The organism is Thiomicrorhabdus sp. (genome assembly GCF_963662555.1).
Classification (GTDB): domain Bacteria; phylum Pseudomonadota; class Gammaproteobacteria; order Thiomicrospirales; family Thiomicrospiraceae; genus Thiomicrorhabdus.
The window spans coordinates 2,527,090-2,550,477 of record NZ_OY759719.1 but is presented as its reverse complement, the minus strand read 5'-3'; the positions used below and the strand labels follow the sequence as shown (position 1 = coordinate 2,550,477).

Annotated in this window: 18 protein-coding genes and 3 tRNA genes; 9 read left to right on the top strand and 12 right to left on the bottom strand. The window is 38.0% G+C overall.

The genetic code is table 11. The features are described from left to right. Window positions 1-20 precede the first annotated feature (20 nt). The 3 genes from ACORJQ_RS11550 to ACORJQ_RS11540 form a co-directional block, all read right to left on the bottom strand. The gene (locus ACORJQ_RS11550) at window positions 21-1,058 is read right to left on the bottom strand and encodes a type IV pilus twitching motility protein PilT (RefSeq protein ID WP_321324686.1); all 1,038 of its coding nucleotides are present in this window, start codon (window positions 1,056-1,058) and stop codon (window positions 21-23) included. Window positions 1,059-1,298: 240 nt separating this feature from the next. Further along, window positions 1,299-1,769, bottom strand: a complete 471-nt coding sequence (locus ACORJQ_RS11545) for a DNA polymerase III subunit chi (RefSeq protein WP_321324684.1) — start codon at window positions 1,767-1,769, stop codon at window positions 1,299-1,301. 10 nt (window positions 1,770-1,779) lie between these two features. After that, on the bottom strand, window positions 1,780-3,276 hold the full coding sequence (locus ACORJQ_RS11540) for a leucyl aminopeptidase (RefSeq protein ID WP_321324682.1): 1,497 nt from the start codon (window positions 3,274-3,276) through the stop codon (window positions 1,780-1,782). Window positions 3,277-3,408: 132 nt separating this feature from the next. Between ACORJQ_RS11540 and lptF the strand changes: the two genes are divergently transcribed. Together lptF and lptG are read left to right on the top strand one after the other, a co-directional pair. Next, complete coding sequence (gene lptF, locus ACORJQ_RS11535) at window positions 3,409-4,530, top strand: LPS export ABC transporter permease LptF (RefSeq protein WP_321324681.1); 1,122 nt, start codon at window positions 3,409-3,411, stop codon at window positions 4,528-4,530. Further along, window positions 4,527-5,612, top strand: coding sequence for an LPS export ABC transporter permease LptG (lptG, locus tag ACORJQ_RS11530; RefSeq protein WP_321324679.1), 1,086 nt, complete (start codon window positions 4,527-4,529; stop codon window positions 5,610-5,612). Before lptF ends, lptG begins: the two co-directional genes overlap by 4 nt. 135 nt (window positions 5,613-5,747) lie before the next feature. On the opposite strand, the gene ACORJQ_RS11525 is transcribed toward lptG, so the two are convergent. From ACORJQ_RS11525 to galU, 4 genes are all read right to left on the bottom strand, one after another. Beyond that, a complete protein-coding gene (locus ACORJQ_RS11525) occupies window positions 5,748-7,103 on the bottom strand; it encodes a phosphohexomutase domain-containing protein (protein WP_321324676.1) in 1,356 nt (451 codons plus the stop codon). 102 nt (window positions 7,104-7,205) lie between these two features. Then, complete coding sequence (locus ACORJQ_RS11520; RefSeq protein ID WP_321324674.1) at window positions 7,206-8,456, bottom strand: UDP-glucose dehydrogenase family protein; 1,251 nt, start codon at window positions 8,454-8,456, stop codon at window positions 7,206-7,208. Continuing rightward, window positions 8,446-10,011 (bottom strand): glucose-6-phosphate isomerase, encoded by a 1,566-nt coding sequence (gene pgi, locus ACORJQ_RS11515; protein ID WP_321324673.1) that lies wholly within the window; start codon window positions 10,009-10,011, stop codon window positions 8,446-8,448. Before pgi ends, ACORJQ_RS11520 begins: the two co-directional genes overlap by 11 nt. Next, window positions 10,008-10,886, bottom strand: coding sequence for a UTP--glucose-1-phosphate uridylyltransferase GalU (galU, locus tag ACORJQ_RS11510; protein ID WP_321324671.1), 879 nt, complete (start codon window positions 10,884-10,886; stop codon window positions 10,008-10,010). Before galU ends, pgi begins: the two co-directional genes overlap by 4 nt. A 617-nt stretch (window positions 10,887-11,503) precedes the next feature. Between galU and ACORJQ_RS11505 the strand changes: the two genes are divergently transcribed. After that, window positions 11,504-11,579: transfer RNA gene (locus ACORJQ_RS11505), tRNA-Asn, on the top strand. A gap of 79 nt (window positions 11,580-11,658) precedes the next feature. On the opposite strand, the gene ACORJQ_RS11500 is transcribed toward ACORJQ_RS11505, so the two are convergent. The 5 genes from ACORJQ_RS11500 to ACORJQ_RS11480 all read right to left on the bottom strand — a co-directional run bounded on the left by ACORJQ_RS11500 (window position 11,659) and on the right by ACORJQ_RS11480 (window position 14,636). Continuing rightward, complete coding sequence (locus tag ACORJQ_RS11500) at window positions 11,659-11,790, bottom strand: hypothetical protein (protein ID WP_321324670.1); 132 nt, start codon at window positions 11,788-11,790, stop codon at window positions 11,659-11,661. Window positions 11,791-12,109: 319 nt separating this feature from the next. Then, a complete protein-coding gene (locus ACORJQ_RS11495; RefSeq protein ID WP_321324669.1) occupies window positions 12,110-12,502 on the bottom strand; it encodes an LA2681 family HEPN domain-containing protein in 393 nt (130 codons plus the stop codon). 179 nt (window positions 12,503-12,681) lie between these two features. Next, window positions 12,682-13,851, bottom strand: a complete 1,170-nt coding sequence (locus ACORJQ_RS11490) for a hypothetical protein (protein ID WP_321324667.1) — start codon at window positions 13,849-13,851, stop codon at window positions 12,682-12,684. Window positions 13,852-14,448: 597 nt separating this feature from the next. Continuing rightward, a tRNA-Val gene (locus ACORJQ_RS11485) sits at window positions 14,449-14,525 on the bottom strand. A 24-nt stretch (window positions 14,526-14,549) separates the two neighbouring features. Next, a tRNA-Leu gene (locus tag ACORJQ_RS11480) sits at window positions 14,550-14,636 on the bottom strand. A 289-nt stretch (window positions 14,637-14,925) separates the two neighbouring features. On the opposite strand from ACORJQ_RS11480, the gene ACORJQ_RS11475 reads away from it, so the two are divergent. From ACORJQ_RS11475 to secF, 6 genes are all read left to right on the top strand, one after another. Then, window positions 14,926-16,812 carry a putative bifunctional diguanylate cyclase/phosphodiesterase gene (locus ACORJQ_RS11475; protein WP_321324666.1) on the top strand — a complete coding sequence of 629 codons (1,887 nt, stop codon included), beginning with the start codon at window positions 14,926-14,928 and terminating at the stop codon, window positions 16,810-16,812. A gap of 172 nt (window positions 16,813-16,984) precedes the next feature. Further along, window positions 16,985-18,037 (top strand): tRNA preQ1(34) S-adenosylmethionine ribosyltransferase-isomerase QueA, encoded by a 1,053-nt coding sequence (queA, locus tag ACORJQ_RS11470; protein ID WP_321324665.1) that lies wholly within the window; start codon window positions 16,985-16,987, stop codon window positions 18,035-18,037. Window positions 18,038-18,082: 45 nt separating this feature from the next. Further along, a complete protein-coding gene (gene tgt / locus ACORJQ_RS11465; RefSeq protein ID WP_321324664.1) occupies window positions 18,083-19,198 on the top strand; it encodes a tRNA guanosine(34) transglycosylase Tgt in 1,116 nt (371 codons plus the stop codon). A 318-nt stretch (window positions 19,199-19,516) separates the two neighbouring features. After that, complete coding sequence (gene yajC, locus ACORJQ_RS11460) at window positions 19,517-19,846, top strand: preprotein translocase subunit YajC (RefSeq protein ID WP_321324663.1); 330 nt, start codon at window positions 19,517-19,519, stop codon at window positions 19,844-19,846. A gap of 182 nt (window positions 19,847-20,028) precedes the next feature. Further along, entirely contained in the window at window positions 20,029-21,912 is a 1,884-nt protein-coding gene (secD, locus tag ACORJQ_RS11455) for a protein translocase subunit SecD (RefSeq protein WP_321324662.1), read from the top strand. An 18-nt stretch (window positions 21,913-21,930) separates the two neighbouring features. Then, complete coding sequence (gene secF, locus ACORJQ_RS11450) at window positions 21,931-22,959, top strand: protein translocase subunit SecF (RefSeq protein WP_321326885.1); 1,029 nt, start codon at window positions 21,931-21,933, stop codon at window positions 22,957-22,959. Window positions 22,960-23,388: the final 429 nt, after the last annotated feature.

Here is a 23,388-nt window from a genome sequence, read left to right as displayed (position 1 = left end):
TTTGGCTGCCTTAATGTTTTTTATTGAAAGAGTGTTTTATTCACTGCTTTGGAGCGAGCGTCATCGCGAGAAATTAAGTTGCGAGCCACTAAATCTTGAAGATTTTGGTCAATGGTTTGCATGCCAATTGCCTTTGACGTTTGAATAACAGAGTACATTTGAGGTATTTTTGCCTCACGAATTAGATTACGTATGGCTGAATTAACCAACATTATTTCATGTGCGGCAATACGCCCACCGCCAGTCTTTTTAAGAAGGGCTTGAGAGATAACCGCTTGCAAAGATTCAGACAGCATGGCACGAACCATTTCTTTTTCTTCAGCAGGGAAAACATCAATAATACGGTCAATGGTTTTGGCCGCAGAACTGGTATGTAAAGTACCAAATACCAAGTGACCCGTTTCAGCTGCAGTAAGGGCTAAACGAATGGTTTCAAGGTCACGCATCTCACCAACTAGAATAACATCGGGGTCTTCACGAAGCGCCGAGCGTAAAGCGTTGGTAAAACTTTTGGTATCACGATGTACTTCACGTTGGTTAATCAAGCAGCGAATGGGTTTGTGAACAAATTCGATTGGATCTTCTACCGTTAGAATATGAGCTGCATCTCGGTTATTGATATAGTCAATCATGGCGGCCAAGGTTGTTGATTTACCAGACCCGGTAGGGCCAGTAACTAAAACCAAACCACGAGGAAAGCTAGAGATTGCTTTAAAAATCTCAGGAGCTTCAAGTTGTTCTAGCGTGATGATTTTACTTGGAATGGTACGAAAAACGGCACCTATACCACGGTTATGGATAAATACGTTTGCTCTGAATCGAGCAATACCAGGAAGTTCAAATGAGAAATCGGATTCAAGTTCCGATTCAAAACCACGACGTTGTTCATCATTCATAATGTCGTAAATCATGGTTTGTAATTGTTCTGGTTCTAAGTCGGGGGCTTCAATACGTTGTACATCACCATCAATACGAATAATAGGGGGCTGGCCTGTAGAAAGGTGTAAATCCGAGGCCCCTTGCTGCACACTAAATTCAAGTAATTGGGTAATATCCATGAAAATTTGACTCCAGAGCAATATAAATAATGAAAAAACAAAAGCTAAATACGTATAACTATATAGACAATTTGAATTTCTATCATAATGTAGAGAGTGGATTTAGGCTATGTTTTTTTGTTTAAAAACAATTTACCCTATGCTTAAAAAGCATAGTCGACCACAGGGAATACCAGGCCTGGTAAATTGTGAGTTAAATTGAGTATTTAATGATTTATAAATGATTAATTTAAGTATTTATTAAATTTTGTGAATAGTGGGTTCAATTCCAGCTTGTTTGTATGTTTTCCAACGTTCTCGACCCATTTTGATTAAATAGTCCGACTGGTCAAGTATCTCTATGGTTCTTTGATATTGACTGTGAATAGTTGGGAATTCTGGATGCAAATTAATAAGCACATCTTTGCATTTCGGTTGAACATCCTCACCAAATAGTTGGATGGGAGCTTTTACATTGTTTTCTACACCATGGTGAATAAAACTTTGTGGTTTAGCATCCCATAACGTTAAATCATATCGTTGTGCATCTTGTAGGTTTGCAAAACGCACATCACATAATCGCTGTTGTTTCCAAATTGTATTAAGTAGTTTGCTTAAAAAAGCCTCTCTAGCTTGAGGCTCAGTGGTGCTTAATACATAAAACAGCACATCAGCATTTTGAGTTGCTTCAGGCTGTGCTGTTTTATCTTGTTCTGGTTGCGTATTGTTCATTTAAAAACCATTAAGCTTTTTGAGTTTCGTTTAGCAAAAACTCCACTAATGCAGGTACAGGTCGTCCAGTAGCTCCTTTATTAGCACCACTTACCCAAGCGGTTCCGGCAATGTCTAAATGAGCCCAATCTACCTCTTTGGTGAAGCGTGCTAAAAACTGAGCAGCAGTAATTGAACCACCAGCACGACCACCAATGTTTGCCATATCAGCAAAATTAGATTTTAGTTGTTCATCCCACTCTTCACCTAAAGGCATCTGCCAAAAGCGGTCATAGGTATTTTCTCCAGCGGTAATCAAATCAGTGACTAATTGTTGATTGTTACCCATGACGGCAGAAACGTGATGACCTAAAGCAATAATACAAGCACCCGTTAAAGTAGCCATATCCACAATTTTTGCTGGTTGATAAGTTTGTTGTGTGTAGGTTAAGGCATCACATAAAATCAAACGACCTTCAGCATCGGTATTTAAAATCTCAATCGTTTGACCAGAAAGAGAGGTGACGACATCGCCTGGTTTAATGGCGTTGGCAGAAGGCATGTTTTCTGTTGCTGGAATAACCCCAACCACATTTAGGTTAGGTTTGAGTTCACCAATTGCTTTAAATACACCTAAAACGGTGGCCGCACCGCCCATGTCATATTTCATTTCATCCATGGCTTCACCAGGTTTAAGAGAGATACCTCCTGTGTCAAAGGTTACCCCTTTACCAACTAATGCTATTGGTGCATCTTCTGCATTACCGCCTTTATAAGACAAACAAATCATTTTAGGTGGAGTAATGCTTCCTTGAGCGACTGCCATAAATGAACCCATGCCCATTTCAGTCATCTGTTGACGATCTAAAATATTGACTTCAAAACCGTAATCTTCAGCAAGTTGAATAGCAGTTTCAGCAAGGTAAGCTGGAGTACAAAAATTACTTGGCATATTTGCAAGGTCTTGAGTTAGAGCCATACCTAAAGCAGAAGCTTGGCCTTGTTCAACCGATTCGCTTTGCTCAGCACATGGAAATACCATGCTTTCTAGTTTAGGCTCTTTGGCTGAGTGCTCACCACGGCTTTCATGGCAGTAATCATAAAAACTTCTTTGAAAAACTTGTGCGTTTTGCATAGCTGACCAGGCCTGGCTATTTGTACCAATGGTATTAGGGGCAACAAATACTAAGGCGTTAACGGTAGCAATGGTTCCACAGTGGTCAAGAGCATCGGCCGCCGCTTTAAGTGCGGTTAAATAGCTTTTAGTTGAAAGCTTATCGAGTTCTCCAATTCCCACTAAAATTAGGCGTTTAACATTAAGCTCTTTTGGCTTTACCAGTAATAGGGTTTTACCCACTTTTCCAGAGAAATCTCCGGCTTGATATAACTCTTCTGTAAGTGACTCAAGTTGAGGTAAAAAAGGAATATTTTCAATGCCTTCTGGTAAAGTGCCATTAGAGGTTACAGGAAGAATTAGAGTATCGATTGAATCAAGCTGGGTTGCAAAAGAGAATTGAATAGATTTCATAGATATGTTGCCTTTTTACCTGTTGTAAGAGTTTTTGATTATTTATGCCTATAAACCCTGGTCGGGTATAATGGCTGGCAATAAAAAACATTTAATGTTGCATGATTTACTAATGATTAGTATTGATAAATATTGGAATTATTAAATCATTTTAATGGAGTGGATGAGTTTTTGCGAATTCTAGATAAATATATTTTTAAAGAACTGCTATTTACTTTTATTGCGGTTCTTTTGGTATTGCTGTTAATTACTTTTGGTAGTGAAGCAACAAAGTTACTAGCAGATGCAATGAAAGGTGAAGTACCAGCTTCTGTGGTATTACAGCTGTTGATGTTAAAGATTCCTGCGGCTTTAGAAATCATTTTGCCATTAGTCGCATTGTTATCGGTTATGTTGGCAATGGGGCGTTTGTATCAAGATCAAGAGATGGTGGTGTTGAACAGTTGTGCGATAGGCCCACGCTATTTTAAAAAAATGACCTTTACTTTTTTATTGCCAGTGGCATTAATCACCGCTTGGATTAGCTTGTTTTTAACCCCTTGGAGTTACCAGCAAGAACGTGAAATTATTTCTCAAGCTCAAACCATATCGCCTATTGTGGGTTTAGTACCAGGTAAGTTTAACTCTTTACCCAATAAACAAGGTGTGTTGTACGCTAAGTCAATTGATGAAAACGGTCAAATGAAAGCAATATGGTTAAAGTATCAATCTAAAGACAATGACTTACTTTTGGTTGCCCCGCAAGGACAGTTTGAATGGGTTAATAACAGAGTCGTTTTAGTTTTAAAAAATGGTTATAGCTACAGCGGATTACATGGTGACAAGGATGTTACGGTACAAAAGTATGAGCGTTTTGAAGGTTATTTACCTGAGTTAACCCCGGCAAAAATGCATGCTAAGATTTTTGAAAAACCCACTCTGGAACTATTTGGCTCCGAAGATTTAAAAGAACAATCCATGTTGCAGTGGCGTTTAATCACTCCTTTAGGCATTATTGTATTAGGTTTATTAGGACTGAAAATGAGTAAGTCAGGGCCAAGAGAAGGGCGTTTTGGCAAGATATTTTTTGCGTTGGTCATGTATATTTTGTACAACCAGTTATTAGTAGTTGGACGAGATGGCATCTCTAACGGCGGTTGGCCAGTGTGGTTAGGTTTATGGCCTGTTGCGGTATTATTTACTTGGTTTGCATTGACGGATTTTAAAAACCTAAATATTAAAAAGCTAATTCCATTAAGGAGTAAGCCATTATGAATCGCATAGAGCGTTATTTGGGTAGTGTTGTACTCAGTTACACTTTATTAGTGTTGTTGGTTCTGATGGTGATATTTTCTTTTTTTGAATTTATGAACCAGGTTGGTAAATTAACCGATACCTATACCTTAACCTTAGGAGCTTTTTATACCCTATTAAAAGTGCCTGTTTATAGTTATGAAGTTTTTCCTATTGCGCTATTAATTGGTACTTTAATGGGCTTAGGTAGCTTAGCTAATCAGTCTGAACTTACCGTTCTAAGGGTAACAGGCTGGTCTATAAGACGTATTTTATGGGCAGTTTTAAAAACGGCATTTTTAATGTGGTTGGTTATGGCATTAATTGGTGAGTTTGTGGCACCAAATAGTGAAGCCTACGCCAAGAAAATGCGAGCAGAAGCCTTAAATCAAACCTTTTCTATAGGCTCTTCAGATGGCTTGTGGATTAGAGATGATGCTCAATATATCCATGTTGGTCGTATTATCTCAAGTACCGAGTTAAGAGATATTGAAGTATATGCACTTGATAATGGCAGAGTGCAAAGTTTGCTGCAGGCACAAAATGCTAACTTTGATGGTGTTTGGAAGTTTCATAAAGTAAAACAAGTTGATCTGGGTTTAATTGCTCAGCCAGAAAGTGGTTTAAATAAACTCAATTATGCCAGTAAGCAGTTTGATGAAATTAGTCAATCATTTCCTCTTAAACCTGAAGACTTGACTAACTTAGATATTGAAACTCGTTATTTAAGTGGCTGGGATCTTTATCATTACATCTCTTTCTTAAAAGCCAATGGGTTAGATGCGAGTGCGTATTTGCTTTCATTCTGGCGAAAAGTAGCGACTCCTTTAATGGTGTTAGCCATGATTATGGTGGTGTTTCCACTAATCTTTGGGTCTATGCGTCAGGTAAGTGTTGGGCAACGTATTTTCTTAGGTGTGATGATTGGTATGGGCTTTCATTTAATCAATCAGCTTATAGGTAATGTAGCGGTGGTTTACCAGTTACCTGTGGTGTTAGCAGCAGTAGGGCCATCGTTAATTTTATTATTGATATCTTGGTTTTGGTTACGCAAAGTCGATTAGTTATTGTGGCTAATAAACAATCAATTAATGAGTTAGCAATTTCACAGTTTAAAAATAAAAAAGGCTTAATGAATATTAAGCCTTTTTACGTTTAACACTGCTTAAAAGCAGCGTTTAAAGATTGTTTTCTATAAATTATTCACTATAAATAATCGCCTCAATATCTTTAACTTTTTGGGCAACCAGTTCTGCATCACCGCGAGATTCGATATTTAAACGCAGTAAAGGTTCAGTGTTTGATAAACGAATATTCATACGCCATTCTGCAAACTCTAAGCTCACACCATCGGTTTCATCTAAAACTGGGTTTTCGGCACGGTATTTTTCTTGCACAGCCGCTAAAATTTTAGCACTGTCATTTACTTTGTAATTTAACTCGCCACTGCAAGGGTAGGCTTGCATTCTCTCTTTAATTAAATCAGATAAGCTTTTGCCCGTTGTTCGCATCAGTTCGGCAATTAATAACCAAGGAATCATACCGCTATCACAGTAGGCAAAGTCTTTAAAGTAATGGTGTGCAGACATTTCACCACCGTAAATAGCATCTTCTTTACGCATGCGTTCTTTAATAAAAGCATGCCCTGTTTTAGATTGAATAGGTACTCCACCCGCTTTTTTCACTTGGTCAATCGTGTTCCAAGTTAAACGTGGGTCATGCACAATTTTTTCACCAGGATGTTTCTTTAAAAGCGTTTCTGCAAGTAAACCAACTAGGTAATAACCTTCAATAAAGTTACCCTCTTTATCAAATAAAAAACAACGGTCAAAGTCACCATCCCAAGCGACACCAAAATCGGCATTGTTGGCTAAAATGGTCTCAGAAGTAATGGCTCGGTTTTCAACAATCATTGGGTTAGGTACGCCATGTGGAAAGTTGCCATCGGCTTCGTGGTGTAATCTAATGATGTTGAAAGGTAGCTTTTCAGCCAGCTGGTCAAACGTTGGCCCTGCGGCTCCGTTACCTGCGTTCACCACAATGGTAAAATCTGGTAATTTATCAACTTCAATATAGCTTAATAGGTGTTCAATATAAGCTGTTTTGTCTGTTTTAGAATGCATAGAACCTTTTTGTTCTGCAAGGGCAATGTAATCATCATTCAGTATACGGCTCTCAATAGCCTTTAAACCAGAGTCTCCACTGATTGGTTGTGAGCCTTTTGAGACCATTTTCATGCCGTTATGGCCTTTTGGATTATGGCTGGCGGTAACCATGATTCCGCCATCAGTCTCATAGTGCGAGGTGCCAAAATAAACTTCTTCGGTACCACATAAACCTAAATGAAAAATATCTACGCCAGAATCCATTAAACCATTGCATAAAGCTTCAGAAAGTTCTGGGCTTTCTAAACGGATATCGTGACCAATTACTATGGTTTTAGGAGTGAATTCACTGGCAAAAGCTCGGCCAATTTTATAGGCCAACTCAGTATTTAAATCTTGTGGCACTATGCCTCGAATGTCGTAGGCTTTAAAAGCAGGAAGTTTTTTCATAGCAATAATTTCTTAAGATAGGTTTGATTAGATTAATAATGAATTTATAAGGCCTGGTGATAAGGTCGATAATTACCAGGCCTGGTAAAAATAAAAATGTCTTTAACGACCAACGCCATAATAAGCAAATTGATTGTCTTCAACCCAATATTTATTGTAGAGATTACGTCCATCTAAAAGAATGTGGGTTTTCATGTTTTCTTTTAGCTGAGTTAAATCAGGCGACCAAAAGGCTTTATATTCGGTTAGCACACAAAGTGCATCTGAATTATGGGTTGCATCGTACATTTCAGTGTGAAAAGAGACTTTATGTTGATCATGTGGCGATAAGTGTTTGTGAACCCAAGTTTTAACCGCATCTAATGCAAAAGGGTCATGTAATTTAAGAGAACAACCCTGGCTAATAAAGGCTTTGATTAGCGTTAAACTGGCTGAACTTTGAATTGAGGTGGTATTCGGTTTGTAACCCAAGCCCCAAAGAGAGATGGTTTTACCTTGTAAATCACAATCAAAATGTTGCCATAGTTTTCTAAAAAACAGCTCTTTTTGATTTTCATTAATTTCAATGACCGACTGCAATAAACTCTGCCCACCATTTTGATGTGCTTGAGGTAAGAGTAATTGAATACGCTCCAAATCACGGGTGAAATTATCTCCACCAAAACCAATCCCTGGGTAGAGATAAGCGCGTCCAATACGTTTGTCAGCTCCTAAACCTAAACGAACTTCTTCAATATCCGCACCAATATTTTCAGAAATAGAGGCAAGTTCATTCATTAGAGATATACGCGTTGCCAGCATGGCATTGGTAGCATATTTGGTGAGCTCTGCTGAAGCGGGTGACATATTAATAATCACATCGCGATTACGGTTAAAAGGTGCATAAATTTGTCTAAGCTGTTCTTTAATTTTTTCGCTAGAGGTACCAATAATAATTCTATCAGGACGAGTAAAACGTTGAATTGCGTGGCCGTCAGCTGCAAAGTCGGGGTTTACCGCAAACTCTAACTTAGCCGTTTGCGAAAGTTCTTTGGCTAAGCCAATGGTAAAGTTACTACGAACTACCAAGGTGCTGTCTGGCAAAGCTTGTTGTGCTAGTTCGCGAGCAATGCGTCTGGCGTTATGACAGTCATCCGGTTCTAAAGCAATGATGTGACATTCTGCCTGTTCATCAAAAGAATCTGTAATGGTTAAACGCCCTGATTCTATTTGATTGTCTAATAATTCTACCAGGCCTGGTTCAGCTTGATCGCCAATGCGTTTTCCAATTAACGTAATGTTGTTACCTGTTTCAGCTAAACAACCGGCACTCACCATGGCACTGATCGTGTCTCCAAATACATTAATTTTCATTTTGTTTACTCCATATAGTCTCTAAAATTCCTTGAGTAGAGGAGTCTAGGTTTGACGAATCTTTAGCTTCAATCTTTTGCAAAATTTCTAAGGCGATTTTTTTACCGAGCTCTACACCCCATTGGTCAAATGGATTTATATCCCAAATAACAGATTGTACAAACACGCTGTGTTCGTATAGAGCGATTAACATTCCTAGGTGTTTGGCATCTAGCTTATCAAATAATAAGGTGTTTGAAACTTGACCACCTGGGTAGTCTTTGTGTGGGTCATCGCCTTTTTGTCCAACCATTAATGCACGACTCTGAGCAAGGCAGTTAGCCACATTTAAATTGTGGTGAAAAATATGTCTTTCGGTTTGACCATGTGCTTGAGCATAAAGAATAAAGTCCGCCATAACGCGTTCTGTACCTTGGTGCATCAATTGATAAAATGCATGTTGAGCGTTTGGTCCAACTTCACCCCATAAAATAGGGCAGGTTCGATAATCTACTTTTTCACCTTTACGATCCACGTGTTTACCGTTACTTTCCATTACCAATTGTTCTAAGTAACTCGCTAAATATTTTAAGCGTGAGTCATAAGGCAAAATTGCCTGGCCAGCTAAATCTAAAAAGTTAATATTCCAAACACTAATTAAACCAAGCATTACCGCAACATTGTCTTTAAAAGGGGTTTCTCTGAAATGAACATCCATTTCATTTGCACCTTTTAAAAAGGCATTAAAACCTTCCATCCCTTGCTGTAAAGCGATGGTTAAACCAATGGTTGACCATAAAGAAAAACGGCCACCAACCCAATCCCAAAACAGTAGTTGATGCTCAGGTAATAATCCCCATTCATTCATCATTGGAGCATTGGTAGATACACCAATAAAGTGTTGCATGGTACCAGCGTGGGTAGATGAGTATTCTTCAATCCATTCTTTGGCAGTAGTGGCTAAAGAAAGGGTATCGATAGTTGTAAACGATTTTGAAGCAACAATAAATAAAGTGGTTTCAGCAGATAGGGTTCTAAGAAGTCTTTGAAGTTGTTTACCGTCTAGAGTAGAGACAAAATGCAGTTCTGGTGCGTGTTGGGTTCTTTGTCCCTTTAAGGCATGAGTGACCATTAAAGGTCCTAAATCACTTCCACCAACCCCAATGTTAACAACATCAGTAATGGCTTTACCAGAGTAACCGCGTAGTTGTTTACTGTGAATACGCTCCACAATCTCTTGCATTTTTGCCCATTGCTGGCTTACTTCAGGCTTAGGATTTTGTATATCTCGTAATGCAGTATGGCCAGCAGCACGGCCTTCAGTTTGGTTTACTTTTTCGCCAGTAAAAAGCTTTTCAATCCACTCACTTAAGTGAGCTTCTTCAGCAAGTTTTATGAGGCTTTCTCTTTCTTCTGTTGTTATATTCTGCTTTGAATAATCCAGCACCAGGCCTGGTAATTTGACATTAAACTCAGAAAAACGATCTGTACCTTCAGTAAAAAGGCTGGCTAAGTGTCGTTTTTTAGCGGTAGTACTTAATGTATGTAAGGTGCTGTAAGAAGCTAATTTCTTCATAGGCTGTACTCTTTTAACCATGTTTTAAATTCTTCACCCAACTCTGGATGCTGAACAGCGAATTGAACTGTTGCTTTTAAATATCCTAGCTTATCACCACAGTCATAACTTTCGCCAGCTAAACAATAAGCATCCACTTCAGAAACTTCCATTAACTGAGCAATAGCATCCGTTAACTGAATTTCGTTACCAGCCCCTTTAGGGGTAACTTTAAGTAAATTTAAAATTTGATTTTCTAGGATGTAACGGCCAGTTACGGATAGATTAGATGGGGCTTCTTCAACTTTAGGCTTTTCAATAATCGCCGCCATTTTTGTTGTTTGGCTAGGTTTTAAATCTTCACCCATACAGTCTGCAATACCATATTTATCCACTTCTGATTTTGGAACTGGCTCAACCATGATTTGGCTATGACCTGTTTTTCTAAATGCGGTTGCCATACTTTTAAGGTCAACCGAATCATTATTTAAAATCACATCGGGTAGCATAACCGCAAAATCTTCATCGCCGATGATTGGTGCCGCACATAAAACAGCATGCCCCAAACCTAAAGCTTGAGGTTGGCGAACAGAAATAATGTTAGCTTCATCAGGCAATATATGGCCTACTTTTTCTAAAAGGGCAGTCTTGTTTTTAAATGCCAAAGTCTTTTCTAATTCAAAGTTATGATCAAAGTGATTTTCAATAGCACTCTTAGAAGAGTGGGTGACCAAAATGATATCGGTAAAACCAGCTGAAACAGCCTCTCTAACCACATATTGAATTAGAGGTTCATCGACTAAGGTAATCATCTCTTTTGGAATGGCTTTAGTAGCAGGCAAAAAACGAGTTCCAAGACCTGCGACGGGAATAACAACTTTACGAAGTGATGACATAGATAAATCCTAAGAATTTTATATTGAAAATTAAATAAGTAATGGCTCGTACTTTACTTTGATTTTACACTCAAAACAAATGACGTTTTGGTGAATCTTTCAGTAAAGCTATGTTTAAAAAAGTAACATTTGTTATTTCTATTGGTATAACTTGGTGCAAATAAATATGAGCCTTTTGATGTTGAAAATAGGAGCAATATGTAAGCCAGTGTAAATTCTAAATAAGATTTAACTCTTTAACCTTTTGAAAATATAGGCATAAATTGTTTTTTATTGATTTTTTTTGAAATGCTTTATCTTTCTAAAAATGAAAAGGATTCTAAGCATGAATGCTACCTATTGGTGCAATTAATGGCATTTTACTGGCCAACTTTTTATGTGATTGCATACCTAATTACAATATATAAATTAAGGTTAGAAGAGAGTTAAAGTTGAATAAAGCATTGTAAATAAAAATACATCAATCCTATTCAATATCGCAGGCTTAGCTAACTAATTGATTTATTTGTAGGTTATTTTTTATTAACTTGAAGATTAAAAAAAAATAAAAAAAATCTTGCACCATTAAAAAAACTCCCTATAATACGCACCCATACAGAGCACGCTCTGAGAACTATTCCCCAATAGTTCAGTTGGTAGAACACCGGACTGTTAATCCGTATGTCCCTGGTTCGAGTCCAGGTTGGGGAGCCAAATTCTAAAGCCCTAGTCGCAAGACTGGGGCTTTTTTGTTTCTGTCTAGTTTGTTTTAAAGCTTATAAAGCTTTTGTCTTTATTTTACCAGGCCTGGTAAATCTGAATATAAATCTAAAACCAAATCCGTGTCATAACGGGAGGAGCTTTCACGTTTAGCTGTTGAGGCTAGACAACGCTGTTGAAAGTATTTGTAAATATTTAATGCCATATGTGCATCCAAAACTTACAGCTTATGATGTTCAAGTAGCATCAATTGTTGGGTCTGATGAAATATCCGCTAGGCTTAAACGTGGCAGAGAAAGGGTGCTTAAGTTGAGCAACCATAATGATTTTATAAATGATGAGCTTGATAACTCCGAGTTGAATGTTAGTTTTCTAAAATAAGACTGTGAAAGCGTTTATTCATTAAAAATCTCATTGCGGTAGGTCGTAATTGGCAGAGCTTGAATACTCTGTACATCTTGCAAAGCAAAAAAATCTAGAATCTTTAGGCCTTTCCCCCTTATTCGCAAAATTTAAGCACTTTCTCATCGCTCAAAGGTAGGCAAAGTAATTGGTGCAGCGAGTCCAGTCCTTCCTTGTGCTCTCATCTCTTCTTCACGATGCACCTCCAATGATAAATACATCAAGGCTGCTCTTGCCAACTTCATAAGTCGCAGTGTTTTTGCAGATAGATCACTCAATGATAAATGACAAGCAACCTGTTCGAAAGAAGTACTATTTACGTGCTCATTAACATCGAGCCATATTTCATCATGAACCTTAAGAAACTTATGCTCAAGGTGGTTGCGTATACTTCTTAACCGATCCGCATCTGGTTCCATAGTTTGCCCCAATACCATGTCACTTTGCTTATCTTGCTCAACGAAATCTTTACTCAACCAATATAATTCTCGAAGAACAAGATTGGGATGTTCCAAAAAAAATCGGATTCAACTGACCTGTTGATTTACCTTTATTATTAAAAGTACACCAAACAGATTGAAAGTTAATACCTCTTTCTGGAATTTCTAATTCTTGTTCTTCTTGAGATATCTGGCTATCCATAAGGTTTATCGATTTAAGATTAAAAGCGTTTATAAAGTTTGTTGAAATTCGGCTAGTTAATAGTAGTAGGCAAGGTGTTGAATGCGTACCAGATTGACAGGAGGGCAGGAATAATTACTTTAGTAAATAATAGAGTTTTCTGGACTTTATTAAATACTTTTAATCTATTCGGCTCACTTTCAGGATGGTTTTTAAAGAACCAACTTAGTGCCCTCTTACGTATGAAATGGTTGCTTTCATTTGAGAAAAATAGGACTACAAAGTAACCAGTCATTGCATTTCCAAGAAAGAAAGTTAAGTTTTCTAAAGTTTCTGAATACCAATACAATGCAATGGTAGTGAAGCAAATTATATAAATAATAGATGATGATGTAATTATTGAAAAAGCTTCTTTCCTAGAGTTATCCGCTGCAAATTTTTGCATCAACTTATTGTATTTATCAGGATCAGTTTTTTCAATTTCAGAAAGCTTGTAGGTGTTGGTCCAGTCAACTTCAGGCATTGGAAGTTGCATTAGGCTAACGAGCCATGTAAATAAAATGGACGTAATTGCAAATACCACAACAAATAAATTTATATATTTTGATGTAGATGGATTCATAACTACATCGTAAATGACCATAATTTGAATAAAGAAAGAGCCTGCTAGCAACGTTATGATTAATAGTAAAAGTGTAAAGCCAAACAAAACGGTAATTAAATTAACTGAACCGTGCCAATGGGTAGATTTTTCATAACTGCGACTTGTTAAACCATCGAAGTAATCATCAATAAATGTGAATGAATAGAACTTTCTTACGCTAGCATCTGGAACAATCTTTTTTAGGCACTCTTTTCTTAATGCATCGATGTATTTTTGGTATGCAAGCAAAATTGCAGTTATGGGGGATATAGTTACAGCGAGAAACAAAAGTAATTCTTTATATGCTCCTATGTTTTTAAAACCGTATCCAAATATTTCAAAATCTGATTGATTAGAGTTAAGAGAAGCAAATAAAGACAGCATCAATAATGAATATATAATTCCAAGTTTGACGACAAACTTTGTTATATTCTGTGACTTATTTGTTAAATTTTCTACATAACTTTTGCTAAAGTATTCTTCAAATATTCTGTCGTTTTGAATTATTTTTGAAAACTCTTGAACCCTATTGGATAGATGTGTTTTCCATCTAATCTCCCGTAATGATTCTATTTCTTTTTTTGTCGTTTCGTTTGGCATCACAAGTCTGCTTTCTTATTAAATATTTATAGGCAGTACGCAATTCTAACACGAGGGTTAAAATTTATTAATTTTTAGAGTTATAACTACTTTTGATAAAGAAATATGGAGGTTATTAGATTATAGAAAAAAGAGGGCTTAATTTTATAAAAAACAAATAAGATTTGTTTCAATGTATAGGATTTTTTCGGATAGGGGGCTCACGATCCAGGGTACATTGTATTAAATGGTTATAAATTGGTCTTAGTGGTTCAGAATGGTTGAGGGTGTTGTTAAGTTGTTGATATTATTGAAATAAGTGGCTGTTAATTCGTATATCCCTGGTTCGAGTCCAGGTTGGGGAGCCAAATTCTAAAGCCCTAGTCGCAAGACTGGGGCTTTTTTGTTTCTGTCTAGTTTGTTTTAAAGCTTATAAAGCTTTTGTCTTTATTTTACCAGGCCTGGTAAATCTGAATATAAATCTACAATCAATATATAACAAAAGAAAAGTATATAAATACTTAATACTTTACACAGGTGCAACTTACACACATCTTGCAATTTTTAAGGCTTTTATAGGAATAAGGGTGTTTTAAGATGTCACTTAAGATAAGTGATTGGTACGACCGAGTGGATTCGAACCACCGACCCCCACCATGTCAAGGTGGTGCTCTAACCAACTGAGCTACGGTCGTACAATAGAGAGGTACAAGTAAATGTGGTACCAGTGGGCGGACTCGAACCGCCACGCTATCACTAGCAACGGATTTTGAATCCGTCATGTCTACCAATTTCATCACACTGGCATTAACTTGTGGTCGCGAATTATAGGGCGTTACACCAGGCCTGTCAAATTTAAATATGGGCTTGAGTGTGTATTTAGATTCTTAATTGTTACTGTTAATAATCTATTCTGTGTAAAACGTTTTTTATCTTGTAGTGTTAAAAATACGCTTAGAAGTGGTGGTGTTATAGTAACTGGATAATATTAGGCATTTGTATTTTTATGTGCTAGATAAAAAAAGCTGTTTTGACGTGGTAATAAGAATAATTGATACTCAGCCCCCATATAAATTTATCAACAGGTGTTATTACGTGAATAGAGTCTTTAGACGAGAAGATGCCGTTAAACAATTAGTTCGATCGTTATCGTGGTCTATAGTGATACTTTTAATTTACGTATTAGCGGATTTTGCGGCAACAAAAGCTATGCTACATGGCTTTGATTGGCTACTTCCTATATTTGCTTCAATTGTAATTGGGGTAGGTTTTGCTTTTTTAGTAAAGTATTTACGTATCAGGTTTCATGAGCATAATATTTTTAAGGCTGTGGTTGATTTATCTCTAGAGTTTACCTATGTGAGATCTTTGGCGGGTCATTATGAGTATGTGTCACCTGCAGTATTGCCTCTTACGGGTTATACACCACAAGATTTTTATACTACTCCCAATTTTATGGACGCGATTATTCATCCAGAGGATAAGGCTAACTGGATACATCACGTGCATTTAGTGAATGACGATGGTGCTCCAGAAAAGGTTGAGTTTAGAATTATAACTAAGCAAGGTGAAGTACGTTGGTTGGAGCATTTGTGCGGCCCTTTTCACGATAAAAATGGCAAGAATATCGGAGTTAGGTCAATCAATATTGATATTACTGAGCGTAAAATGGCGGCTCAAAAAGCTGAAGACCTGGCTTTGTATGATCCCTTAACGAATTTGCCTAATCGACGTTATCTTAACGACTATATGAATAAGCTGATTAAACAGAGTCATATTAGGGAAGGGGAAGAGAGTTTTGCCGTCTTTTTTATTGATTTGAATCGTTTTAAATATGTGAATGATGCACACGGTCACACCGTTGGTGATGAGTTGCTTAAAGAGGTGGCGAGGCGTTTTAAATCAAGCTGTATGGACTCTAAAATGGCGATGATTTCTCGCTTTGGGGGTGATGAATTTGTTGTTGTAACTCGTAATAGTGTTACCACAGAATCGGTACAAGATTGTGTATTGCACATGAACCATCTATTGGAAAAGCCATTTAGAATTCATGGGCATCGTTTAAGTATTGGTGTTACCGCAGGGGTGGCACTTTATCCGCGTGATGGATTAACGCCAGAAGTACTGATTAAAAATGCCGATGCAGCCATGTTTAAGGCCAAAAGCCAAGGGTTGAGTATGGAGTTTTTTTCTCATGAAATGACGGCTCATGCAACAGAGATGGTTGACTTACAAAGTCGTTTACGTGGGGCATTGACACAAGGGTTAATTAAGCCTTATTACCAACCTTTGGTTGATTTAAAAACAGGTAAAACAATGGGGGTTGAGGTGCTTGCTCGTTGGAAGACTAAGGACGGCAGTGATGCACCATCGCCAGCGGTATTTATTCCAGTTTCAGAAGAGACAGGGCTGATTTGGGCGTTAAGTGAATCCATGATTAATCAGGCAGGCCAGGATATTGTTGCATGGCAAAAACAGGGTATTCAAATGAAATACTCTATTAATGTCTCTGCACGCCAGTTTGCGGATGATAACTTTTGTAGCCAAGCAATTGCTCAATTTGAGCAACTTGGGGTTGACCCTGGAACAGTTCAAATCGAGTTAACTGAGAGTGTGTTGCTTAATAATACGCAACGTAGTTTAGCAAAGATTCAGGAATTAAAATCGAGAGGCTTTATGATTGCCCTTGATGATTTTGGAACGGGGTTTGCCTCTTTGCATTATTTAACCTTGTTTCCATTTGATACTTTAAAAGTAGACCGTGCTTTTGTGATTAATATTATTGAAGATAAACGTCAATTTGCGATTGCAAAATCGATCATTAATTTAGCTCATGACTTAGATTTGGTAGTGGTCGCAGAAGGTATTGAAACAGAAGAGCAACGCCAAGTTTTATTTGAATTAGGTTGTGATATTGGCCAGGGTTATCTGTTTAGTCGTCCTGTTGCACCTGCTAGCATAGCGGCTTTGATGGTTGCCTAACACTCAATAAGACTAAATAGGTTGTTTATTATTGCAGGCTTATTGCTAGGTTCTGTAATATAACAGCTTGAAAATAAAGACACAATCAGCGAAAATAGCGCCCCTTTATTCTATGGATAAATGGGCGTTTTTTGTTAGTGCTATTCAAGAAAACCGCTGATTTAATAAATTTGTGAAACGACAAGACTTCTTTTTTGACCTGCCAGAAAATTTAATTGCTCAACAACCACCTAAAAAAAGGCGGGATAGCCGATTGTTGGTAATGTCTGATGCTTCATTAGACCATCAGTTGATTGATGCCAAATTTCCAGACTTACTCTCTTATTTACAGCCTAACGATTTGCTGGTTTTTAATAATACCAAAGTGATTCCTGCTCGTTTGTTTGGTCAAAAAGCCTCTGGAGGCAAAGTGGAGTTGTTAATTGAACGGGTGGTTGATAATAAAACTTTATTGACCCATATTCGTTCTAGCCGTTCTCCAAAGCCAGGTACGATCTTAACCATTGAAGATGCGTTTGATGTTGAAGTAATAGGGCGTCAAGATGCGCTATTTATTGTGAAAGTTTTGGCTGAACAAACCGCATTAGAATTGGTAGAAGAGCATGGGCATATGCCTTTGCCGCCTTATATTGAGCGTAAAGAAGATGAAGAGGCGGATAAAGAACGCTATCAAACCGTGTATTCTCAAAAACCGGGTGCCGTCGCCGCACCAACCGCAGGGCTGCACTTTGATAATGAATTGATGGCCGATATTAAAGCTAAAGGTGTTGATATTGGTTTTGTTACCTTACACGTTGGAGCAGGCACTTTTAAACCCGTTCAGGTGGATGATATTGCAGAGCATGTTATGCACTCTGAGTATTTAGAGGTTTTACCAGGCCTGGTAAAACAAGTTGAAACAGCACGTAAAAAAGGTGGCAGAGTCATTGCAGTGGGTACCACCTCTGTGCGTTGTTTAGAGAGTGCGGCTAAATTTAGTGATACCGGTAAAATAGCTCCTTATCAAGGTGAAACCGATATTTTTATTACTCCAGGTTATGAGTTTAAAGAAGTGGATGTATTATTAACCAACTTCCACTTGCCAGAATCCACCTTGATTATGTTGGTTTCTGCATTAGCGGGTTATGAAAGAACAATGGCGGCTTACCAGCATGCGGTGGAAAATGAATATCGCTTTTTTAGTTATGGTGACGCGATGTTGGTGTTTCCACAGAACAAACAATAACTTTAGACAGAATCAAAAATTAGACAGAATCAAATAGGAACAATAATGGAATTTGAATTAGATAATACCGATGGTCGAGCACGCAGAGGGCGTTTAAAGTTTAAACGCGGTGTGGTTGAAACACCTGCATTTATGCCAGTAGGTACTTATGGTTCTGTAAAAGGTATGACGCCTGAAGAAGTGAAAGAGACCGGTGCTCAAATCATTTTAGGTAACACGTTTCATTTAGCATTACGCCCAGGAACAGACATTATTGAACTACACGGTGATTTGCATGATTTTACCCATTGGGATGGTCCAATTTTGACTGATTCGGGTGGCTTTCAGGTTTTTAGCCTAGGAAAGATGCGCAAGATTAAAGAAGAAGGCGTTACTTTTAATAGCCCTGTAAATGGTGCCAAAATCTTTTTGGGACCAGAAGAGTCTATGGAAATTCAGCGTAAGTTAGGATCGGATATTGTGATGATATTTGATGAGTGTACGCCATACCCAGCAGATCATAAAACCGCACGTGAATCGATGGAGCTATCCATGCGTTGGGCCAAACGTTCAAAAGATGCTCATGGCGATAGTCCATCTGCCTTATTTGGAATTGTGCAAGGCGGCATGTATGAGGATTTGAGAATTCAATCCATTGAAGGTTTAAAAGAGATTGGTTTTGATGGTTATGCCATTGGCGGTTTGTCAGTAGGTGAGCCAAAAGATGAAATGATGGCAACCCTTGATTTTACTGAACCTCATATGCCAAAAGACAAACCTCGTTATTTAATGGGGGTAGGTAAGCCAGAAGATTTGGTTGAAGCTGTTCGCCGTGGTATTGATATGTTTGACTGCGTTATGCCTACTCGTAATGCACGTAATGGCTTTTTGTTTTCAAGACAAGGCGTGGTTAAGCTACGTAATGCAAAACATAAGGTGAGCTTAGACCCTATTGATAAAGAGTGCAGTTGTTATACCTGTCAAAACTACACCTTATCTTATTTGCATCATTTAGATAAATGTAGAGAGATCCAAGGGGCACGTTTAAATACCATCCATAATTTGCACTATTACCAAGATATTATGCAAAGTATGCGTGATGCTATTGCCGAAAATAGGTTAGAAGAATATGTTAAAGAATTCTACGATGGTATTGGGCACCCAGTACCCCCTTTAGATTAAAGTAGATTAAAGTAAATTAAAGTGGATTAAAGCTAGAAGTAGTCTGTTTTATAGTAAATAACTGAGTGCAAAATTAGATAAATAGAAAAATACCCTGTGCTCATAAAATATAGCTGGCCACAGGGCATACCAGGCCTGGTAAATTACCAATTTAATAACTAATTGGCTTAATATGGCAAAGACAAATATATTGAATCTTGATTCAATCGTTACATAATCGTTACTTAATCAATATTTAGGCGTATTTAGCTTAGATTTTTTATTCTAGCTGTGCCAAAATACCTTGATTAAATTTTTTTGATATTAGGAGTTACAACTATGAGTTTTTTTATTAGTGATGCAATGGCAGAAGGTACGGCAGCGGCACAAGGCGGTGGATGGGAAGGTATTATCCCGTTAGTTCTTCTATTTGTTGTATTCTACTTTTTACTAATTCGTCCACAACAGAAAAAAGTAAAAGAGCACAAAGCTTTGGTAGAAGCTATCAAGAAAGGCGATGAAGTCGTGACTTATGGTGGTCTTGCAGGAAAAATTCGTGAAATGAATGACAACTTCTGTGATGTTGAAATTGCAGATAACGTTATTGTAAAAGTTGAACGTCAAAATATTTCACGTTTACTACCAAAAGGTACTCTTAAAGGCGAATAAATCGCGTTTAATTGGAAAGCAAAGTAAATTGCTTTCCTCAAGGGGTAATTAGAACCAGTTAAGGTTTTAATGCCCCTTTTGTGCTTCTAGGAGAGGTGCATTTACCTCTCATTGAATTCTTTTTACCAAAGACTGTTTGGTAAAAAGGATTCACACAATTTCAGAAAATTGGAATCGAACTTATGTTTCAAACTCAACAAAAGCTCATAGCAAACCGTTATCCAACATGGAAATACCTATTGTTAGTTGTGGTCACGGTAATTGGTATAACCTTTGCCATGCCAAACTTATTTGGCGATGATCCTGCTGTTCAAATCTCTCCAGCCAAGTCGGTCACTTTTGATTCAGAGACTCAAACCCAAGTAGCCAATGTACTTGATAAAGCGGGTCTAAAAGTTAAGTCATCGGTTTTTGAAAACGGGGCATTTCTAATTCGTTTTAACGACACCGAAGATCAGCTAAAAGCTAAGTCTTTATTAAAAGAGAGCTTAGGGCGTCAAGCGGTAGTGGCATTAAACTTAGCACCAGCAACACCTATGTTTTTAAGAGATTTGCATGCCGCTCCAATGTATCTTGGTTTAGATTTACGTGGTGGGGTTCATTTCTTAATGGATGTTGATATGGAGGCGGCAGTCTCTAAAGCCTACTTACGTTATGTGGATGAGATTAAAGCATCATTACGTCAAGATAAAATTCGTTATCTTTCAGTTGAGGTAGAAAACGGGGTTTTAGATATTCAATTTAAAGACAAGCCTACTTTAGAAGCAGGCCTGGCAAAATTAAATGAACAATATGGTAATCGTTTTACTATTACCAGCGATGACACGACTTCGGCTCCTAAAGCGGTTTTGACTTTATCTAAAAAGACAATCGCTGAAACCCAAAAGTATGCTTTACAACAAAACATTACCACTCTGCGTAACCGTATTAACGAACTAGGTGTTGCCGAACCAGTTATTCAGCAACAAGGTGAACGCCGTATTGTTGTAGAGCTACCTGGTGTTCAAGATACCGCTCGTGCTAAAGAGATTCTTGGTGCAACGGCTACTTTAGAGTTCCGTTTGGTAGAAGAAAAGGGTGACGCTTACCGTGCAGAAAAAACGGGTTATGCTCCTCATGGCTCAATTATTTATCACTTCCGTGATGGGCGTCCTATCTTATTACAACGCCGTATTATTGTAAGTGGTGATAATGTTATCAACGCCCAGTCAGGAATTGATTCTCAGCATGGTTCAGCCATGGTTAACGTTACCTTAGACGGTGCAGGTGGTCGCAAAATGCTAGAAACCACCAAGCAAAACGTGGGTAATCGTATGGCTGTAGTCTATATCGAAAACCGCGTAGAAACGGTTGAAGAAAACGGGCAAAAAGTCAAAAAACGCATAATTACCAAAGATGTTATAAACGCTGCGGTTATCCGTGGGCAATTTGCTAATCGTTTTCAAATTACAGGTTTAGATTCACCACAAGAAGCACAAGATTTAGCTTTGCTATTACGTGCAGGGGCTTTGGCCGCTCCAATGGAGATTGTTGAAGAACGTACCGTTGGTCCAAGCTTAGGGCAAGATAATATCAACCAAGGATTTATGTCTGTTGTGGTTGGTTTCCTATTAGTGCTGGTCATTATGGCTTGGCGTTATAAGGTCTTTGGAATGGTAGCCAATGTGGCTTTATTACTAAACCTAATCATCATTGTTGCTGTGCTTTCTATGTTGCAAGCCACGTTAACGCTACCAGGTATTGCGGGGATTGTATTAACCGTAGGTATGGCGGTAGATGCTAACGTGCTGATATTTGAGCGAATACGTGAAGAGATGCGAACCAGCTCAATTCAATCGGCAATTTATGCGGGTTATGAAAAAGCTTTTGTAACCATTGCGGATGCCAATATCACCACCTTATTGGCGGCGATTGTACTGTTTAGCTTTGGTACAGGGCCAATTAAAGGCTTTGCAATTACGCTAACGATTGGGATTATCACCTCAATGTTCACTGCGATTCTTGGAACTCGTGCGATTATTAACCTGCTGTATGGCAATAAGCGTGTTGAGAAGATCTCAATTTAAGGTGACCCCATGAGTAATATGAGTAAAGAAATGCAAACAACAAATATAAACTTTATGGGGCAACGCGGCATCGCTGTGGCGTTCTCTATTTTTATGATCATTGGTTCTTTTGCTGGTTTATGGATGAAAGGATTAAATTTTGGTATCGACTTTACCGGTGGAACCATTATTGAACTTTCCTACCCAAGCCCAGTTGATTTAAAAGAGTTACGTAGTGATTTAACCAAAGCCAATTATGGTGAAGCGGTTGCTCAGCATTTTGGGTCAGCAGAAGATGTGTTGATTCGAATTGCTCCTCGTGAAGGCTTAAATTCAGCACAGTTAAGTAACCAAGTTTTAGATGCTTTAAAAGCCTCTGGAGAAGATGATATTACTTTACGTCGTGTTGAATTTGTTGGCCCACAGGTGGGTGACGAGCTTACCCAAGATGGTGCTTTAGCGGTACTTTATGCTCTATTTGGTATTTTGATTTACGTAGCTTTACGTTTTGAGTGGCGTTTTTCTGTGGGTTCAGTACTGGCTTTGGTACACGATGTTATTATCACCGTTGGGGTCTTTGCTTGGACTCAAATGCAGTTTGATTTAACCGTTTTGGCTGCCATATTGGCGGTTATAGGTTATTCATTAAACGATACCATTGTTGTGTTTGACCGTGTACGTGAAAACTTTAGAACCATGCGAGATACAGACCCTGTTGATGTGACTAATGCGGCGGTTAACCAAATGTTAGCTCGTACCATTATGACGTCAATGACTACCTTGGTCGTATTGCTGGCTCTGTTCTTCTTGGGTGGAGAAATTATTCACGGCTTTGCTGCGGCATTGATTGTGGGTATTTTTGTAGGTACTTTTTCATCTACTTACGTAGCCAGTGCAATTGCATTATGGTTAGGTGTTTCTAAAGAAGACTTAATGAAAGCACCATCTGAAGGCGTTGATCGTGAAGCTCAAGAAGCCGAGCTACAACGTGCCTTTTTAGAAGCCGAAGCCAAGCGTGAAGCTAAGTTAGCTAAGCAAGGTAAAAAATTAGACGAAGACGAACTTTAGTTCTTTTCAATAAAATAATCTGGCTGGTTTTTTAATTTACCAGGCCTGGTTATTCTTTTAAGCCAGCGTAATGCTGGCTTTTTAGTTTATGGCTTTTATTTTGCTGATGGATTTCTGAAAAAGCTTTAATTGCGATTGGATCAAGTGAGAAAAATACAAATAAGAGAAGTAGAAAAAAGCTCTAATGGAAGAGAAATCCGCCCAATGAGAGTGAGCGGATTAAAGATTTAGTTACCATAATATATGTCTAGCAATAACAAAAGTGACATACACCTCAATAGCTAAATCGGGCTGGTAACCAGGAAATGAAGCAAACCTTTTATACCAGGCTGGAATTTAACGTTTAAGCGAACAAAAAATATTTAATTCCAGCAATATTAGAATAATGCGATCGTCGATATTTGTCTAATCAATTAAATTGAACAAGTT